Genomic DNA, 18,401 nt, shown 5'->3' with positions numbered 1-18,401 from the left:
TGTCGCTTCCGCCTGAAGACTGACCCTCTGATTCCGGGTGAATGCTGACCCACCCTGTGAACGATCATGAGGTGCTGAACGTGGAGGACTGGGCGGAGATCCGACGGTTGCATCGCGCTGAGGGGATGGCGATTCGCGCGATCGCTCGTCGGATGAAGGTTTCGAAGAACACGGTGAAGAAGGCGCTCGGTTCCCATGAGCCGCCGCGGTATCAGCGCAAGCCGAAGGGGTCGGCGGTCGATGAGTTCGAGCCGCAGATTCGGGCGGTGCTCGCCGAGTTCCCGGATATGCCGACGACGGTGATCATGGAACGTGTTGGCTGGCAACGCGGCAAGACGGTGTTCTTCGAGCGAGTGCAGCAGCTGCGGCCGTTGTTCAAGCCGGTGGACCCGGCCTCGCGCACTGAGTATCAGCCCGGCGAGCTTGCTCAGTGCGATTTGTGGTTTCCGCCGGTCGATGTTCCGTTGGGGTTCGGCCATGTCGGTCGTCCGCCGGTGTTGGTGATGGTCAGCGGCTATTCGCGGGTCATGGCGGCGACGATGATCCCGACCCGGCAAAGCCCTGATCTGCTGGCCGGGCATTGGGCGTTGATCTCGGATTGGGGGCGTGTTCCGCGAGCTCTGGTCTGGGACAACGAGTCCGCGGTCGGGCAATGGCGCGGCGGCAAACCGCAGCTGACCGAGACGATGAACGCGTTCCGGGGAACGTTGGGCATCAAGGTGATTCAGTGCCGGCCAGGCGATCCGGAGGCCAAGGGGCTGGTCGAGCGAGCGAACGGATATCTGGAGACCTCGTTCCTGCCCGGCCGTGTGTTCACCAGCCCGGCTGATTTCAACACCCAGCTGGGTGAATGGTTGGTCAAGGCCAACCACCGTCACCATCGGCGGTTGGAGTGTCGCCCGGTTGATCGCTGGGATGCCGACCGGCGCTCGATGCTCGAGCTGCCGCCGGTGGATCCGGTGGTCGGATGGAGGCTCACGACCAGGCTGCCTCGCGATCATTACGTCCGGTTGGACTCCAACGACTACTCCGTTCATCCGGTCGCGATCGGCCGGCGAGTGGAAGTCCGCGCCGACCTGACCGAGGTGGTGATCACCCTGGCCGGCGCCGAACTTGCTCGCCATCAACGGTGTTGGGCCGATCACCAATCCATCACCGATCCCGATCATGCGGCCGCAGCCGCAGATCTGCGCCGATCCCGGCGCCTGGTCGCGGTTCCCGCGATCGACACCGATGTCGAGCATCGAAACCTGTCCGACTATGACCGCATGTTCGACCTCGACGAGGCGAGCAGCAGCGAGGAAATCGCCTGATGGCCACCAAGACCGCCAATGGTTCACGCAACGTAACCTCCGAAATCGCTTATCTCGCAAGAGCACTCAAGGCACCGACACTCGGCAGCGCGGTTGAGCGACTGGCCGAACGCGCCCGCTCGGAAAACTGGAGCCACGAAGAGTTCCTGGCCGCCTGCCTGCAACGAGAAGTTTCCGCCCGCGAATCCCACGGCGGTGAAGGACGCATCCGCAGTGCTCGATTTCCGTCGCGAAAATCGTTGGAGGAGTTCGATTTCGACCATCAGCGTTCGCTCAAACGCGACACCATCACCCACCTCGGGACCTTGGATTTCATTACCGCCAAGGAGAATGTCGTCTTCCTCGGTCCACCTGGCACCGGCAAAACGCATCTGTCGATCGGGCTCGGGATCCGCGCCTGCCAAGCAGGTCACCGCGTCGCGTTCGCCACCGCTGCCGAGTGGGTCTCCCGGCTGGCCGAGTCTCATCACGCCGGAAAACTGCAGGCAGAGCTGATCAAGCTCGGCCGGATTCCGCTGATCATCGTTGACGAAGTGGGCTATATCCCGTTCGAATCCGAGGCCGCGAACCTGTTCTTCCAGCTCGTCTCGTCCCGTTACGAACGAGCTTCGCTGATCGTCACCAGCAACAAACCCTTCGGCCGCTGGGGCGAGGTCTTCGGCGACGACGTCGTCGCCGCCGCAATGATCGACCGCCTCGTCCACCACGCCGAAGTCATCTCAATGAAGGGAGACAGCTACCGACTCAAAGACCGAGACCTCGGCCGCGTCCCAGCGGCCAAGACCAACGACTAACCAAACCAGCAGGGGTGGGTCCGGATTCAACCGGAACGACCGGGTCACGATTCAACCGGAGTTGACACGGGCGTCATTTACACCGAATACTGCACCGAGGCGTGCTCCTCGCGCACGCGGGGATGATCCGGACGCCGCCCCGATCCTCAGCTCTATCGCCGAGTGCTCCCCGCGCATGTGGGGATGATCCGCCGAGGCGGTGGCGTTCGAGCACGAGGAACGGGTGCTCCCCGCGCCCGCGGATGATCCGCTGGAGGAGATCGCGACGCCCGCGATCGAGGCGTGCTCCCCGCGCACGCGGGGATGATCCGACACCCGAGCCTCGCGAGGAGCCCGGCGCGCGGTGCTCCCCGCGCACGCGGGGATGATCCGGCGACATCAGCGACCTGGGCGGCGGTGAACAGGTGCTCCCCGCAGGCGGGGATGATCCGCCAACATGATTGCGGCCCTTGCGTCGCATCGACGTGCTCCCCGCGCACGTGGGGATGAGCCCTCGTAATGACGACGACCTGCCCTCTGCCCTTCTCGCGCTTGTGGCTGGGGTCTGGCTGAAACAGATTCTCCTGCTGGATCTTTACTGGATCTTTTGGTCCGAATACGCCCGAATGCGATGTCAGGTAGGCGCATGGTCAAGACTTGAGTCTGTGCAGGTAGATGTAGGAAACCGAAGCCATCCGAAGGTGGCTGTATCGGTGTCCGTCATAACCCAGAGATCTCAGGTCCAGATTGTCCAGAGGAACGGCAGACTCACCGGTGATGATCCTGCCCGATGGTCATCGATTGGAGTGTGATGGAAGGGGTTTCGGAAATATTCTAAGGTCGTCGCATGCCGCTGCCCCGGGACTGATTGGATAGCACAGTGATTGCTGTGTCTGTGCAGAGTTTGACCCATGCGACGGTAGATTGAGCCTGCGAGCGAGCGGTCGCCCTACGGTTGTCGCTCAGGTGGTCACCATTTACTCTCTATTTTCATCCGCATACGACCGAAATCGATCAAATATCAACACATCCCAGCTTCTCGCCCTCTTGGAATATTCGACCAGCTAAACCGGTGAAATCGAATGCAACCGAATCCGATCGAATCGACTGGTCAGCCGTAGACTGCGAATCCATTGGTCGCGGGTTCGGGGATCGACTCTTGTGGCGAAGCGACGAAGCGATGTCGGACATCCCCCAGTCTGCTCTATGGCGGATCGCACGTGAGTCGAGGACTGTGTCCTGACCCCGTCAGTTCGGTCCGTGGCTCGCCTGGGTATGCCAGCGCTACAGCGATCTGCTGCGTGCGTTGTGTGGACGTGGCGATGGTTGGAAGGCTCGCTGATCATGTTTACGTCACAGCAGGTGCTGGAGCGGTCCGCCATTTCCGGTCGTCCATGACGCTGCCGGTCGAGTACTGGGTTCGTGTCGCGTTAAGTCGGCTATACGGCTGTCTCGAGAAGTGTATCCACGTGAAAGGTGGTTCTGAGCTGCGTCTTTGCGCTCCGGTGGAGGCGTTGCTCATGGCTACCTCTTTCCGTGGTTGTCCTGGCTGGAACAGGGGCGCCAGATCAATGTCAGTGTGCAGGTGTTGAATTCGGTTGCGCGGACGTTGTCGTTGGATGCTGCGGAGAAGGCGCATTTGTATCGGTTGGCGGATGTGCCGACGGTGCCGACCGCGTATGCGGGGACGGCTCTGCCGGAGGAGCTTCAGGTGATTTTGGATCATTTGGAGCCTTTGCCGGGTGTCGTGTTGAGTCCGCGTTATGACGTGCTCGCGCACAACAAGTCGTATGAGGCGCTGTGTCCGGGTTTCGTGATGGGGGAGCGTAATGTGGCTCGTCGGGTGTTTTTGACTCCGGAGTGCTGTAATATCTATCACCATAATTGGGATGACTTGCGGCGCATGGTCGGTTATTTGCGTGGTTCGTATGCGAAGAATCTCGGTGATCCGAGTTGGCAGGATTTCATCTCTGAGTTGTGTGCTGAGAGTGAGACTTTCGCGTCGTTGTGGGAGCGTAATGATGTTGCGGTTCCGGCGAGTCGGACCAAGCAGATCCGTAATTTGGCGGTGGGGGAGTTGGAGATGTTCTTGACGAGTATGTCTTTGCCTTCGCTTCCGCATGCGTGGATGCAGATCTATACCCCGGTCGATGAGGTGGCGTGGGTGAAGTTGCGTGAGTTGTTGGCGATGGGTGAGGAGCAGCGGCTAGGTCCGTGGGTCGAGCATCGCGAGCAGTTTCATGCTGCGGCGGGGTAGCGGGCGCCTTGTTGCGTGGGCTGCGGTGGACCGATCGTGTTGACGTCGTGATTCGTTGCGCGAGGGATCCTGGTTACGGCGTAGGCGATACTGTCGGCAGGGTGCTCATTGGTCTGATGCGTAGCCTCCGTGCTACCAGCGGCGCAGTATGGCGAGCTGTCGTTCGGTGAGGGGGCCGGCCAGTTGTTCTTGGATCTTGTCGAGGTAGGCGAGTTCTTCGGCGGTCCACTCGCGGCGGTCCTTACGCGCCCGCAGTATGCGCTGGGCTCGAGCCCGCACACACGCCGCTGATTGGCTGGCCGTGGGTGCCGATGCCGAATGCGTGATGCGCGCAGCGCGCAGACATGACCGGCATAGTCGTGAGATCTTTTTCCGGACAAGAAAGTTCGCTGTATCACCTATGCGACGACTTGATGAATCCGAGGCCGAAGGTCGCCAGCATCTCCCGGGACCAACGCGCGCGGCTGAGGGGGACGGCGTGGAGGTAGGTGAACGTGGTGAAGGCACATGCCGGGGCGAGCACCGCGGCTGCCATGTCCAAGAGCTGGTGTTGGGTGGCGGGGGAGGAGTGCCCAGGGCAGGCCGCTGACCACCACGCCGGCCTTTTCGATGTCGCGCTCGTCCAGCAGGTGGCGCAGGTGTACGGCGTCGTGCTCCAGGCAGCCTTGGACTACATGCGCCCCGGCGACATGCTCACCGTGCAGGAAGCCGACCGCCTCGGCCGCAATCTCCTCGAAGGCGTGACTGTGCTCGCGACCCTGTTCGAGCAGGGCATCGCGGTGAAGATCCTCGACGGCATCGGCGCCGGCGAGCACACCGAACGAAACTTCCTGCTCGACTTGGCACTTGCGCTGGCCGAGGACCGGCGCCGCGACATCGTCCGCAAGACCCGCGACGGCCTGGACGCAGCCGCCCGGCGTGGCAACCTCGGGGCCGCCCGCGTGTGGTCGATGACGACAAGCGCCGCGCCATCCTCGCCCGCCGCGCCGAAGGCCAGTCCCTGCGCGAGATCTCCCGCGGAGTCGGCGTCAGCCTCTCGCTGTGGTCCACGCAGAAGTGAAGGCCGCCGAACTCGGCACCTCCGACATGCCTGTCCCGGCTCCTGCGCCGGTTCCACCCGTAGTGACCGCGCCGAAACCCTAGCGCTGATCAGTGCATATGCCCACAGGACGTCGGGGAAATCGGTGTGCAGAGTGGTGTTCAACGCTGATGGTGCGGTCTGTGGGCTATGGATGGTTCGGGGTCGGGAGCAGCCGGGTGACCAGGACTTCGGCGGCGTGTCGGATTGTGGCCTCGTCGGACTCTTCAAGGGGGCCGTTACGGAAGTAGGTGTAGCCGGCTACGACGTGGATGAGTAGGTCGACGAGATGGTCGACGGGGAGGGGGAGCGGTTCGCCGAGTTCGGCGGCGGCCAGCAGTAGGGCATCGGTCATTACGCGGGCGACCATGGTCAGTGGTGAGGGATCGCCAGTGCTTCCGAGCTGTGCCAGCGCGGCTGGGTTGGAGGTCGCAAGGTGGCGCAGCATCGGCTGGCGGACCGCGGTCGCCAGGGTGCTGGCGAACAGCTCGACAGCTCGCTCCGCAGCAGTAGGGCGTTGCGCTGAGGCATTGACGATTTGCGTGAGTACAGTGCCGATTTCGCGTTGAAAGGTCCGCTGGATGACCGAGTCCTTCGAACCGAATCGACGAAAAATCGTGGCACGGGAAACCCCGGATCGCACCACGACGTCGTCAATCGTGAAACCCGTGCCGAGCTCGAGGAACAGCTCGCGCGCCACGTCCATGACGCGGTTGTCGGTTGGGTTCTCCGGTCCGCTCAGTCGCAGTAACGCGGTCAGCGTGGGGAGACTCGACGTCATTATTCGGATGCTACACGCGTTGGGATTTTGTCCAGTTGCTGTGCGTCAGCCCGGTGCCGGGCTTCGCCGTGCAGCTTGGCTTGTGCGGTCTCCTGCAGCCGCCGCAGCCATGCGGAGCGGAAGATCGCCAGGCACAGAACGAGATTGAGCGTCACCGCGGCGATCGCGGCGACCCACATCAGCGGGGTTGGCAGGTCGAGGTTGAGCCCGAGATACATCGGCCAGGTCGCGCAGACGGCGAACGAGATGAATCCGACCGGAATCGCGGGGATCAGCCACAACTCGTGCCGTCCGCGCCAGTACATGTGGGCGTGGACGAGCAGGATGCCGCCAAAGATCGGGAAGGCACCGTTCTGAATGATGGAGTACAGCGGCAGGCCGAAGATGCGAACGGGGTTGTTGCCGTAGTAGTTGTGTGCGCCGAGCTGGGTGAAGGTGATCTCGACCATGCAGTTGACGATGGCGCCGCCGACCCACAACATGACGATCGAGCGGAACGACGGTCCCTGCTTCAGAACTCGGTAGCACATCCAAAACCCGAGCGGGAAGTAGCTGGCGTAGGTCAGCAGTAGGTAGAACGGCATCGGCCGGTTCAGGACGTCGACGAACACCCATGGCGAGTTGTATGGGTACCAGGTCGCGCCGAGCCAGTCCCCGGGGGATTCGAGGAAGAAACACAGGGATCCGCCGATGATCAGGTAGATCCACAGCATTCTGCGTTCGCGCACCGCCAAGGCAGGGAACAGCACCAGCGAGATCGCGGTGGCGATGATCGCGGCGATGGTCCAGGCCCAGGCTGCGGAGTTGTCCGCGACCATTTCCGTCGGTGGTTGCAGCCAAGCGAGATTCGACATCGGAACGCCTTCCGGATACACGCCGTAACCCATCGACAGGTCGCGACACGGCGAAGAAATTGAGTCGAGAAAGAGATTGACATCTCATTCGGTGAGATGTCAAATGGTGTACCAGCTCACAAGATGAGACTATTTAGTCAGAAAAGTCTCAGATCGAATATAGGAGTCTCCACGTGTCTTCCCCAGCCACTGCTCCCTTGACGTCGCCGCTACGACTGTCGAAGCTGCCGCCCGGACCGCGCGGACTACCCGTGGTGGGTGTGGCGCCCATGCTGGCGGCGGACTTCTGGGAATACCCGCGCAGGGTTGCCGCCGAATACGGCGACATCGCCCAGTTGCCGATGCCGACGAAGCGAAAGTTCTTCCTCATCAGCCACCCCGATCTGGTTGCCAAGGTCTTCGTGAGGGACGCCGGCAATCACTGGAAGGGCGACATGCTGCGCACGATCAAAGAGGGGCTGCCCGCCTCGCCGATGCCCACCTCCGACGGCGAGGAGTGGCAACGCGTGCGGCGGCTGGCGCAGCCGCATTTCACTCTGCGTGGGATGAAGCATCTCGCGGGCCTGATCGAGGAGACTGTGCAGTCCCACGTCGACGCGCTCGACCGGTACGCGGCGACGGGTCAGGTCGTTGACATGGAGACGCTGCTGAGCACCATGTCGATGGACGTACTCATGCGCGCGATGTTCACCCGCGAACGTTCGCACGACGAATTGGTGCGCGTGGGCAAGGACTACCAGAGCTTCGCGATCGGCGGTGGGCTCGGCTGGGCGCTGTTCTGGGTGCCGGAACGGATTCGGCATCTGGTCACAGTGAAGGCAGACGCGGCACGGGAACGGCTGCTGGCGTTCATCCGCGAGATGATCGCGGAGCGCCAGGCCGATCCCATCGACAGTCCGGATGTGCTCAACGCCTTGATGAACTCGCGTTTCGACGACGGGTCGACGTTGACCGACGACGAGCTGACCGCGGAGCTGTTCGGGCTGATCTTCGCCGGCTTCGAAACGACATCGGCAGCGTTGGCGTGGACACTGGCGTTCCTGTCGGCGAACCCCGCGGCACGGGCGGCGGCCGAGGCCGAGGCTGAGGCCCTCGGTCGGGTGCCGAAGTTCGACGATGCTGCCAAACTGACCTATCTGCGTGCGTGCTTCGACGAGGCTCAGCGAATCCAGGGCATTCCCTTCTACTCGCGCGACTCCTACGAGGACCAGGAACTGGGTGGGTACACCATCCCCGGGGGGTCGACCCTGTTGTGCAGTCCGTATGCCCTGCAGCACGATTCGCGCTTCTGGCGGGAGCCGGACAAGTTCCTGCCCGAGCGCTTCCTCGAGGACGAGATCGAGAAGAACGCCTGGCTGCCGTTCGGCACGGGACCGCGCCGTTGTATGGGAATGCATCTGGCGAACACCGAGGCCGGCTTGTTCCTCGGCTATGCGCTTCAGAAGTACCGGTTCGTGACGGTGGAGGGGTTCGAGCCCAAGCGGTTCTTCCACATGTCGACCTCGCTCAAGGGCGGATGCCCGGTGCGGATCGAGCGGCGGACCACGTAATGGCCTATGTGATCACCACCGCCTGTATGGGGACCAAGGAAGCGTCCTGTGTCGGTGTCTGCCCGGTCGACGCGATTCATCCGCGCCCGGACGAGCCCGATTTCGGCATCGTCGAGCAGCTCTACATCGACCCCGAAGGTTGCATCGACTGTGATGCGTGCTTCGGGGAGTGCCCGGTGAACGCAATCTATCCGGACCGGCGTGTGCCAGCGGAGTTCGCCGGGTCGGTACAGGCAAATGCGGACTACTATGACTGAGCGCACGCGGGTCGCAATCGTCGGCGCCGGACCGTCCGGGTTCTATACCGCTGCGGAATTGATTGCGCGGCTGAAAGATTCGGTCGAAATCGACTTCTTCGACCGGCTACCGACACCGTTCGGTTTGGTCAGATCCGGTGTGGCTCCGGACCATCCGAAGATCAAGTCCGTCACCCGGATTTTCGATCGCGTGGTCGCGAACAACGCCCAGATCGTACGCTTCTTCGGCGGCGTGCAGATCGGCGTACACGTGCGCCACGAGGAACTCGCCGAGCACTATCACGCGGTCGTGTACGCCGTCGGTGCCACCCGCGATCGCAAGCTCGGTATACCGGGCGAACATCTATCCGGGTGCCACGGCGCGGCGGACTTCGTCGGTTGGTACAACGGCCATCCGGATATGCGGCAGCTGCCGGTCGACCTCGGCGTCGAGCGCGCGGTCGTGGTCGGCAACGGGAATGTGGCGCTGGACATCGCACGCATGCTGACCACACCGATAGAGATACTGGCGCAGACCGATATCGCCGACCATGCGCTGACAACCTTGGCGAACAGCACAATCCGCGAGGTCGTTGTGGTGGGACGACGTGGTCCCGCCGAGGCCGCCTGGACGAATCCGGAGCTCTCGGAACTGGGGGAGATTCCGGGGGTCGAGGTAGAAATCCCGACGGTGGGCATCCCGGCCGGCTGGGATCGTCCGGAATATGTTGCGGGCCTGAGCCAGACCAGGCAGCTGAATGTCGCGCTCACGCGGCAGTATCTCGCTGGGCAGGAGGATCGGCACGGCTCTGCGGAGCAACGCCGCATTCGCCTGCAATTCCTGTCCACACCGACCGCGATCATCGGTGAGGAGAGGGTGGGCGGGATGCGAGTCGCGCACAACTCGTTGCGGTACAACACAACCGGGGTTGCAGTTGCCGAGCCGGGGGATTCCGGGGAGATCATCGAAGCCGGACTGATCATCAGTGCGGTCGGCTTCGAAACCTCTGCTGTTCGCGGGGTTCCGGTCGACGCGCGGCGCGGCACGATTCTGAACGAATCGGGTCGGGTGCTCGCGGACAGCCTCGCCGCGGATTTGTCCGGCGTCTACGTCTCGGGGTGGGCCAAGCGAGGACCCTCCGGTGTGATCGGCACCAACAAGCCCTGCGCCCACGACACGGTAGACAGCCTGATCACCGATCTCCAGGCGGGGCGGCTCAGGCGCTCGACACGGGACAGGTCTTCGCTCGAGGAACTGGTGCGGCGACGCTGCCCGAACCATGTGACCTGGACAGGCTGGAATGCTATCGATGCCGCAGAGCGCGACAATGGCGCACGCCTCGGACGTCCCCGGGTGAAGTACACCGATCCGGCCGCCATGATCGCGATCGCGCACTGCGAAGCAGTCGCGGAATGAACGTTTCAGCGCCCCGCGTGGCGGCTCTCAAATCCCTCGGTATGCGCATTGCGACAACGCCGGTTCGGGGTGTGCCGACCATCGGACGTTTCGCGCTGCTGACCGCCGAAGTGCTCGCGCTCATCGTCGTCGATGGGATCCGTATGCGGTTGCCGGCTCAGGAATACTGCTCGCAGGCGTGGGCGCTGTTCAAGGTCACCGCCGCCCCCGCGGTCATGATGGCCGTCCCGTTCGGTGCCATGGTGTCAGTACAGACCTCGGGCATCATCAACCAGGTCGGTGCCAGTTCACTGGTCGGCGCGGCCAGCGGAATCGGTGTGCTACGCCAAGGGGCGCCGATCACCGCAGGGCTACTCATGGGTGGCGCGGCCGCCTCGGCGATCGGCGCCGATCTCGGTGCGCGCGCGATCCGTGAAGAACTCGACGCCATGCGGGTCATGGGCGTCGACCCGGTGCGCCGGATGGTGGTGCCGCGGGTGCTGGCGCTGCTGTCCATCGCGCCGATTCTGTGCACGCTCATCATCGCGACGGCGGTGATGGCTTCGTTCACACTCGCGGTGGCTGTCAACGACGTAACGCCGGGCAGCTTCTGGAATTCCTTCGGAGCGTTCGCATCCGTGGTCGACATGTGGTTCGCCATCGGTAAGTCCATGGTTTTCGCGCTGCTGGTCGCCGTGATCGCCGCGCTGCGGGGAATGGATGCCAAGGGCGGGCCGCGGGGTGTCGCGGACGCGGTGAACTCCTCGGTGGTGCTGTCCATTATCGCGATCGTGCTCGCCAATCTGGCCATCACGCAGGTGCAGACGATGTTCTTTCCGATGGAGCTGTCATGATCGCGAGCAGGGGTACGCCGGGTCCGCTGGTCGCCGCGCGGCTGCGAACGCGGGCGCACCGGACGGGTGCGGCGGTCGTGCGGACCCTGGGTACCGCGGGCCAGTGGATCGTATTCATCGGGCAAACGCTGTGGCTGTTGCCGATCACCGTGCTGCACTACCGCAAGCAGACGGCAAAGGTCATGAACGGAATGGCCTGGGGCCGTGGCGCGATCATCGTCGACGGTGGCGTCGTGGCCGTGCTGCTGATCCTGGGGATAGCCATCGGCGCGTCGGTCGCCATCGAGGCGTTCGCCGCCCTCGATCTGCTCGGATTCGGGGCGATGGCGGGCATCATCGGCGGCTTCGCGAATGTGCGCGAGATGGGGCCGATCGTGGCCGGCATCGGTTACGCCGCACAGGTGGGGTGCCGGATGACGGCCGAGATCGGCTCGATGCGCATCGCCGAGGAGATCGATGCGCTCGAGACTATGGGAATCCGGCCCATTCCCTTCGTCGTCGGTACCCGCTTGATCGGCGGAATGATCTGTGTCGGACCGGGATTCCTGCTCGCGCTGGTAGTCAGCTTCTGGGTCTCCCAGACGGTCATCGTGACGGCCTTCGGCCAGCGGGCGGGCACGTATCACCACTACTTCGTTCAGTCGCTGTCCGCGGGCGATATCTGTTACTCGCTGATCAAGGCCGTCGTCTTCTGCGCGGTCGTCACGATCGTGCATTGCTATTACGGCTATTTCGCCCGCGGTGGGCCAGAGGGCGTGGGGTCGGCATCCGGGCGGGCAGTGCGCGCGAGCATGGTCGCCATCATCACGCTGGACTTCTTGTTGACCGTGGCGCTGTGGGGGTTGCAGCCGACATTCGTATTCAAAGGGTGAGCCGATGCTACTTCGTGGTACGGAACAAGACGAGACGCGCAAGCTGGCCCTCATCGGCTTGGCCGGGATTCTCTGTATGGTGCTCGTCGGTGGATTGGTCGTCATGTTGCGTCCCGGGCGATCCGGCACCGAAGGCACGATCGACCTCGGCATCGAGGTGCCCTACGTCGGGCAGGGGGTCACCGAAGGCACCGGATTGATGCTGCACGGGCTACCGGTCGGAGCTGTCGAGACGGTATCGCGCCGCACCGGGGGCGGGGTGCTGCTGGGAATCAGCTTGCGCGCCAACGCGATCGAGGGACTCACCGACAGTTTCGATATCGACTACCGACCGGTCAACTATTTCGGGATCACCGGCGTGAATATCGTTCCGGGCGCAGGTGGTAACCCGCTGCGATATGGCGAAACCCTCAGCAAGGCACCGCTCGGCAACTTCACGATGCAGGCGCTGCTGTCCAGCGTGGGCGGTGTCTCGGGCGGTGTCCTCACCGAGAAATTCATCTCGGTGATCGACCGGGCTACTCGGTACACCGACGGCCTGACTCCATTCGTCCGGGTCCTGCTGCAAGCCGCGAATGCGCTGACGAGGGTACAGATCGTACCGACAGAGACACTGCTCGAGAACGCCGCAGGGCTCAGCGCCTCGTTCCCGAGTTTTCTGCACGGGACCCTCGACGGTTCGAACAAGCTGATCGGAACCAAATTGTCGACCGTCACCGATGCCTATTTCACGGATGTCGTGACCGCAACGCTGGATCTGTTTGCCAATCAATTGTTCGGGGCGGTCGGAACGTTGTTGCGCAGTCACGGTGAAGAATTGACGCCACTGACCGGAATTCTCGGCGTAGCCGCCGACACGGCTGCGGTCCTAGCCACCAGAGCCGACGCCGGACCGGAATCGCACGAATTGCTGCAACGGTTGCGCACGCTCTTCACGGCGGCCGACGGCCGGCCCGGAGCAACCGTGCACATCGTTGTCGATCGGTTGCCCGCATTCGCCGGACCCCTCGCGATCCTGGGCGCGGCGGCGCAAGAAGGTCAGCGATGATCATCAACGTGCGAGCAGCGGCTCTCCGGCTCGTCATCGCCGCGGTGGTGGGGGTTCTGCTTTTCATCGCTTTGACCAATGCGATCCGAAACCCGGTGACCGGCCACGTCCGCGGTTTCGTCGCCGAATTCACTGATGCCTCTGGCCTGCACACCGGCGCGGACGTCCGTGTTCGCGGTGTCCAGGTCGGCAAGGTCACCGGAATCGATCTGCATCATGAATCCGGACGCACCGTCGCGCTGGTTCGATTCGACCTCGACGACCGATACGACATCGACGCCGAAACTCGGCTTGCGGTGAAGTTCCAATCCCTCACGGGCGTTCGGTACGTGGATGTTACGAACGAAGTCAGCGGCACCTCGCCACACCGCCGCACCCATGTGCCGTTGGATCACACTGTTCCGTCGCTGGACGTCACGAGATTGTTCAACGGTTTGCAACCGGTGCTGGAGACATTGAGCCCCGACGAGATCAACACCTTTACCAACACCGTCTCGACGGTTTTCGAAGGGGACGGTAGCGGCCTCGCGCCGATGCTGGATGGCATCAACCGGCTGACCCGTTACGCATCGGATCGGCAACAGATAATCGGACGACTGATGGACAACCTCGCCACGGTCGCCGACACCCTCGGGGGAAAATCACCGCAGGTCATCCAAATACTGAAGTATTTGAATCGTCCGCTGGACGCGGCATTATCGGTGCTCGACGAGTTCCGTAAATCCAAGCTGTACGGCCCGGAATTCACCGGAACGGTGGTCCATCTGCTCGACAATATCGGCCTCGGCCGCGATACGAATGTCGACCAGCTGCTGTCGAAGGCGTTCACTTCGGCGGGCGCAGCGGCAAACGCGTTGCGCGCCTTGCCGACCGTGCTCGACGGACTGTCGGCGACGCCGCGCCAGGCCGACGGGTCACCCACCGGCTGCACGAACGGGCAGGCTGACCTGCCGCTGCCTGTCAAGGTACTTCTCAACGGTCAGAAGGTGATCCTTTGCAAGCCCTTGTGAACCTCGGCCGCCGCCCGATGCTGTGCGGCATCATCGCGATAGCGCTGGCCGTTGTCGTCGCCGTCGCGTTGGCGGTCGTGTACGTGAGACCGCCCGGCCGGCAGGCGGTCGTGTTCTTCACCGACGACTCCGCCGCCATCCGTGTCGGCGACAGTGTCCGGATCGCGGGGCTGCCTGTCGGAAAGGTCACCGAGCTCAGCCTCGAGCACGATCGGGTCCGGGTCGAGACCGCGGTCGCCTCCAGCGCTTTCGTCGGCGATCAGTCACAGATCGAGGTGAGGATGCTGACGATCGTCGGCGGCTATTACGTGAACCTGGTGCCGCTGGGGGATCGGCGGCTCGGCTCCGCGGTGATCCCCGAAGGGCGAGTTCGCCTGCCCTACAGCGTCATGCAGACGTTGGCGGACGCCACAAAGGTGACGGATAACGTGAAACCCGCACCGGTGGAACAAGACCTCGATCAGTTGCAGGCGGGGCTGACGGGCTCGCGGATCGACTCGCTTCGTTCCATCGTCGCCGCCGGCGATGATCTGATCGACACGATCAACCGGCAACGCGGTCAGGTGTCGAAGATCCTGGACGTGTCCAATGAGTATCTGCGTGCGTTCAACGAGTACCGCGACGGGTTGGTGAACCTGATCCGCAACGCCGCCATTCTCGAGACGACGCTCGTTCAGTACGGCGACGGATTCGCCACGGCCCTGATGGGTTTGGGTGAGGTCGCTCAGCGAATCTCCCGGGTCGCGGACTTCTACGTCGCCCACCGCGACGAGGCATTGGCGCTGATGGCGCAGATCAAGACCGCTGCCCAGAGCGTCGACCAGCATCTGCAGCCGATGATCGACGACCTGCGGGGAGTCCGTGGGCGGATGCAGGATCTGCTGTCCGCGCTCGGGCCGGGTGGGCAGCAACCGCTGCTACTTGCCACCGACCTCTGTATCCCACTGCCCACCAAACCGTGCTGAGCTGCTGATGAACAAGAAACTGAGGATCACGCGGCGCACGGCGGTACTCGCCGCCGCCGTATCGGTCGCACTCGCCGGTGCGGTGCCGCTGACGAAGTATGCGGTGACCACCGTGGGCGCCACCGCGAAGACGAACGGGTTCTGCGCCGAACTCGACGACGCGATCGGCCTGTATGTCGGCAACCCGGTGACCCAGATGGGATATCCCATCGGCACGGTCGAGCACGTCACCGGTGCCGGCAATACCGCGGTACGTGTCGACTTCTCCCTCGACCGTGACCGGACCATCCCGGCCGACGTGAGAGCGCTCATCCGCTCGACATCGATCCTCGCCGACCGCAGCCTCGAACTGGTCGGCAATTACGTCCAGGGGCCGAAACTCGCACCGGGAGAGTGCATTCCGCTCACCCGGACGGCCACACCGAAGAGTATCTCCCGAGTTGTCGGCTCGACCACACGGCTCATCAACGGCATCACCAGCAGCGACTCGGCCAACCTCGCCGACACGATCACCGGACTCGACTCGGCGATGACGGACTCCGGCCCGCGGATCAACAAGCTGCTGACCGGCGGCGCCGACCTGATGAACAATCCCGACAAGACCGTCGCCGATATCGGGCTCGTCCTCGGCAACCTCGCCGAATTCACCTCGGTGCTCCACGAGAACACCGGGCCGCTGCGAAACATCATCGAGGCGATGCCCGCGACGACGCCCTATCTGTCGGACGCTTTGATCGGAAGCACCGACATCATGTTCGCGCTGACGAGCATCGTCACCGGAATCACCGATCTGGAACGCAATCTCGGCGGCGAGACCCAGCACATGCTCGACGCGCTCCCCTCCGTGATTCATCTGGCCACCACCCGCGCACCCGATATAGCCGCCGTGCTCGACCCGATTCCGGGGCTGATCGGCCTCGCCGCGACAACATCGAGCGGTGGATTCGGCATCGATATCGCCTACCGGCAGCCGATGGTATCCCTCGACACCCCCGATCCAGGTCAATTCTGCGATGCGCTCAATGCCGTTGCGCCGCAGAGCTGTACGACAGTGGCGGGCCGGGCCCGCACGACTCATGTGGGATTGCTGCAGCTGGCGCTGGTAGGAGCGAAGCCATGAACCGGATCCGAATTCGACGGTGCGGCGCGGTCCTCGCTGTGACGTGTGCACTGGTCGGTACCGCCGCTTGTGCGCAAATCAATGTGAAAAACGTTCCGGTGCCGGGGACAACCGTCGGCGACGGATACAACCTGACCCTGCAATTCTCCAGCGTGCTCAACCTCCCCGAACGAGCACGCGTGGTATTCGACGGAACCAGGGTCGGTCGGGTCACCAGACTTCACATCGCCGGGTCCAGCGTCGATGTCGAGATCCGTGTCGAATCCGGTGTCGCGATCCCCGCAAATATTCATGCCGTGCTGCAGCAAGACACCATCCTCGGGGACACCTACGTTGCGCTGCTGCACGATGAAAACGACATCGCAGCACCGAAACTGACTGCAAATGCGACTGTCCCGGTCACACAGACGTCCGCGCCGCCGCAGCTGGAGGACACGATCGCGGTGCTCGCCACCTTCATCACCAGCGGGAGCATTCAGCGTGCCCAGACCACGATTTCCCGGCTCAACGCCGTGACCCCGGCGGACAACATCGAACTGCAGGGAATCGTCCACCGGGTAGCCACCGACCTGGGTGCACTATCCGACCGCCTCGATGAGGTCGACACTTGGCTCGACGGTGTGGATCGCACTGCCGCGGACCTGCACGAGCAGGCCCCGGTGCTCGCGTACTTCACCTCCCCTGCCGGCCAATTGAGCTGGTACAGAAATACTTTCGGACTCAGTTACATGGGGAAGCTGTTGCCTTCCATCGGCAGCATCTACCAGGGCGGCTTCTGGCTCGTGCCGATGCTGCACTCACTGGTCGACGCGACCGGCGCTCTCGAGGAATCGGGCACTGATATCCTCGGCGACGGACCCGCGTGGCTGCGTCTGCTCACCGAACAGGTGCTGCCGTTCGCCCATGACCCGTCCATCGACGTCAGCTCCATCACGACGAGTGACGGACGTGATCTCACCGGTGACATCACTGCGGTGCTTCGGATGCTGGGGGCGATCCGATGAGCCTGCGCACCATCGCCTCTGCGGCCTCGCTCATCGCCATTGTCGCCGCGAGCACGATCTACATCTCGAATCTGGGCGTCGCGCTCGGCCCGCCGGAGCACCGGATCACCCTGGTCATGACGGTCGGCGAGACCAACGGGCTGGCGGTCGGGTCCAATGTGCTGCTGCGTGGCATACCGATTGGCAAGGTCAGTGCCCTCGAGCCGAGGGTGGATGGTGCGGTGGTCACCTTCTATTACGACGCGGCACACCACATTCCCGAAGACACTCAGATCCAACTCGACAACATGTCGGCGCTGGGCGAGACCTACATCGAGATGACGCCGAACGTCGTGGACGGTCCGAAGTTGCGAGACGGCCAACATCTTTCGACGCGCCAGGTCATTCAGCAACCCACCGTCTCCGACCTCGCCGCGAGTCTCGTCGGACTGCTTCAGCAGGTCGGCCCGGACGAGGTCGCGCGAATCGTGAACGAGACCGATACTGCACTGCCGGCGCAGGAGGATGTCCTCGCTAGGCTCTCACGCGCCGGTGATCTGCTGTCCGCCACGGTCGATGGCCGGCCGGGCCAGGGCCGGGAAATCCTCGCGAACCTACAGGATCTACTGAAGAACGCCGGATTCGTGGGGCCCGCGCTCGCCGCGACCGGCCCAGAACTTCCGCCGGTGGGCGCCGGATGGCAGAGCGCCATCGCGGGATCCTTCGACTTGGTCGAGAAAACTGGTGCCCCGCAATCTATCTCGGACTTCGGCGCCTTCCTGGAGCGGATTCTGCATTTCCTCGACAAATCAGCGCCCGATCTGAAGGTCCTGGCCGAAACGCTGCTGCCCAACGTCACCTCGATCGGGACCGCGGCCCGCCACATTGATACGGGAGCCATGTTGGGCAGCGCACTAGCGGCGGTTCCCAGGGAAGGAGCACTCACCCTGCACATCGACTCAGGTCCATAAGCCCCACCCTCCCAGCGCAGTGAAGGAATCCCCATGACGAATACGACCAAACGGTCGAGATTTGCAACAACCGAATCGAAGATCGAATCGACGCCCGAACAGGACACGGAGTCCGCGGAATCCGGAAGGCTGCAAGGGGAACCGCGACGTGGCCGTCTGCGGCTACCGCTCCCCGAGGCAATCGACACTGGCACGGTCAGCGTGAAGACCCTGCTGGTGTCGGTTCTCGTCATCGGCGTAGCGGCAGGTGCCGCTGTGCTGGCCTGGCGGGACCACAACGCTCGAAACGACTTGTCACCCTGCGGCAACAAGGCGCCGACAATACTCACGCCGAAAAGAT

Annotated in this window: 17 protein-coding genes and 2 pseudogenes; 16 read left to right on the top strand and 3 right to left on the bottom strand. The window is 63.4% G+C overall.

Annotation, left to right across the window (positions count from 1 at the left end):
* Positions 1–71: 71 nt before the first annotated feature.
* From istA to ACHQ4I_RS28580, 3 genes are all read left to right on the top strand, one after another.
* Positions 72–1,313, top strand: coding sequence for an IS21 family transposase (gene istA / locus ACHQ4I_RS28590; RefSeq protein WP_420771243.1), 1,242 nt, complete (start codon positions 72–74; stop codon positions 1,311–1,313).
* Entirely contained in the window at positions 1,313–2,107 is a 795-nt protein-coding gene (istB, locus tag ACHQ4I_RS28585) for an IS21-like element helper ATPase IstB (protein WP_420771240.1), read from the top strand. The genes istA and istB overlap by 1 nt, the downstream gene beginning before the upstream one ends.
* A gap of 1,519 nt (positions 2,108–3,626) precedes the next feature.
* On the top strand, positions 3,627–4,343 hold the full coding sequence (locus ACHQ4I_RS28580) for an MmyB family transcriptional regulator (protein WP_420774936.1): 717 nt from the start codon (positions 3,627–3,629) through the stop codon (positions 4,341–4,343).
* A 132-nt stretch (positions 4,344–4,475) separates the two neighbouring features.
* Here the strand turns inward: ACHQ4I_RS28580 and ACHQ4I_RS28575 are convergent, their stop codons facing one another.
* On the bottom strand, positions 4,476–4,622 hold the full coding sequence (locus ACHQ4I_RS28575) for a hypothetical protein (RefSeq protein ID WP_420774935.1): 147 nt from the start codon (positions 4,620–4,622) through the stop codon (positions 4,476–4,478).
* A 254-nt stretch (positions 4,623–4,876) separates the two neighbouring features.
* Between ACHQ4I_RS28575 and ACHQ4I_RS28570 the strand changes: the two are divergent.
* Positions 4,877–5,209, top strand: a pseudogene (locus ACHQ4I_RS28570) (recombinase family protein); the annotation flags it as partial.
* Positions 5,210–5,569: 360 nt separating this feature from the next.
* Here the strand turns inward: ACHQ4I_RS28570 and ACHQ4I_RS28565 are convergent.
* On the bottom strand, positions 5,570–6,202 hold the full coding sequence (locus tag ACHQ4I_RS28565; protein ID WP_420774934.1) for a TetR/AcrR family transcriptional regulator: 633 nt from the start codon (positions 6,200–6,202) through the stop codon (positions 5,570–5,572).
* Positions 6,202–7,056 (bottom strand): hypothetical protein, encoded by an 855-nt coding sequence (locus tag ACHQ4I_RS28560; RefSeq protein ID WP_420774933.1) that lies wholly within the window; start codon positions 7,054–7,056, stop codon positions 6,202–6,204. The genes ACHQ4I_RS28565 and ACHQ4I_RS28560 overlap by 1 nt, the downstream gene beginning before the upstream one ends.
* A 173-nt stretch (positions 7,057–7,229) precedes the next feature.
* Here ACHQ4I_RS28560 and ACHQ4I_RS28555 point away from each other — a divergent pair, with 173 nt between their 5' ends.
* The 12 genes and pseudogenes from ACHQ4I_RS28555 (at position 7,230) to ACHQ4I_RS28500 (ending at position 18,061) form a co-directional block, all read left to right on the top strand.
* A complete protein-coding gene (locus ACHQ4I_RS28555; RefSeq protein ID WP_420774932.1) occupies positions 7,230–8,606 on the top strand; it encodes a cytochrome P450 in 1,377 nt (458 codons plus the stop codon).
* Positions 8,606–8,863, top strand: coding sequence for a 4Fe-4S dicluster domain-containing protein (locus ACHQ4I_RS28550; protein ID WP_420774931.1), 258 nt, complete (start codon positions 8,606–8,608; stop codon positions 8,861–8,863). Before ACHQ4I_RS28555 ends, ACHQ4I_RS28550 begins: the two co-directional genes overlap by 1 nt.
* Positions 8,856–10,259: an FAD-dependent oxidoreductase gene (locus ACHQ4I_RS28545; RefSeq protein WP_420774930.1), complete on the top strand. Its 1,404-nt coding sequence runs from the start codon at positions 8,856–8,858 to the stop codon at positions 10,257–10,259. Before ACHQ4I_RS28550 ends, ACHQ4I_RS28545 begins: the two co-directional genes overlap by 8 nt.
* Entirely contained in the window at positions 10,256–11,092 is an 837-nt protein-coding gene (locus ACHQ4I_RS28540; protein WP_420774929.1) for an MlaE family ABC transporter permease, read from the top strand. Before ACHQ4I_RS28545 ends, ACHQ4I_RS28540 begins: the two co-directional genes overlap by 4 nt.
* Positions 11,089–11,964, top strand: coding sequence for an ABC transporter permease (locus ACHQ4I_RS28535; RefSeq protein ID WP_420774928.1), 876 nt, complete (start codon positions 11,089–11,091; stop codon positions 11,962–11,964). The genes ACHQ4I_RS28540 and ACHQ4I_RS28535 overlap by 4 nt, the downstream gene beginning before the upstream one ends.
* Before the next feature lie 4 nt (positions 11,965–11,968).
* Positions 11,969–13,012 carry a Mammalian cell entry related domain protein gene (locus tag ACHQ4I_RS28530; protein WP_420774927.1) on the top strand — a complete coding sequence of 348 codons (1,044 nt, stop codon included), beginning with the start codon at positions 11,969–11,971 and terminating at the stop codon, positions 13,010–13,012.
* Positions 13,009–13,293: pseudogene (locus ACHQ4I_RS28525) on the top strand (MlaD family protein); the annotation flags it as partial. The gene ACHQ4I_RS28530 and the pseudogene ACHQ4I_RS28525, both read left to right, overlap by 4 nt.
* A 153-nt stretch (positions 13,294–13,446) precedes the next feature.
* Complete coding sequence (locus ACHQ4I_RS28520; RefSeq protein ID WP_420774969.1) at positions 13,447–14,022, top strand: MCE family protein; 576 nt, start codon at positions 13,447–13,449, stop codon at positions 14,020–14,022.
* Positions 14,007–14,987: an MlaD family protein gene (locus ACHQ4I_RS28515; RefSeq protein WP_420774926.1), complete on the top strand. Its 981-nt coding sequence runs from the start codon at positions 14,007–14,009 to the stop codon at positions 14,985–14,987. Before ACHQ4I_RS28520 ends, ACHQ4I_RS28515 begins: the two co-directional genes overlap by 16 nt.
* Positions 14,988–14,994: 7 nt before the next feature.
* A complete protein-coding gene (locus ACHQ4I_RS28510; RefSeq protein ID WP_420774925.1) occupies positions 14,995–16,107 on the top strand; it encodes an MlaD family protein in 1,113 nt (370 codons plus the stop codon).
* A complete protein-coding gene (locus tag ACHQ4I_RS28505) occupies positions 16,104–17,111 on the top strand; it encodes an MlaD family protein (protein ID WP_420774924.1) in 1,008 nt (335 codons plus the stop codon). The genes ACHQ4I_RS28510 and ACHQ4I_RS28505 overlap by 4 nt, the downstream gene beginning before the upstream one ends.
* A complete protein-coding gene (locus tag ACHQ4I_RS28500; protein ID WP_420774923.1) occupies positions 17,108–18,061 on the top strand; it encodes an MlaD family protein in 954 nt (317 codons plus the stop codon). Before ACHQ4I_RS28505 ends, ACHQ4I_RS28500 begins: the two co-directional genes overlap by 4 nt.
* Positions 18,062–18,401: the final 340 nt, after the last annotated feature.

This window comes from Nocardia nepalensis (assembly GCF_048910785.1).
GTDB lineage: Bacteria > Actinomycetota > Actinomycetes > Mycobacteriales > Mycobacteriaceae > Nocardia > Nocardia nepalensis.
This window is presented reverse-complemented; position numbering and strand designations above follow the sequence as displayed.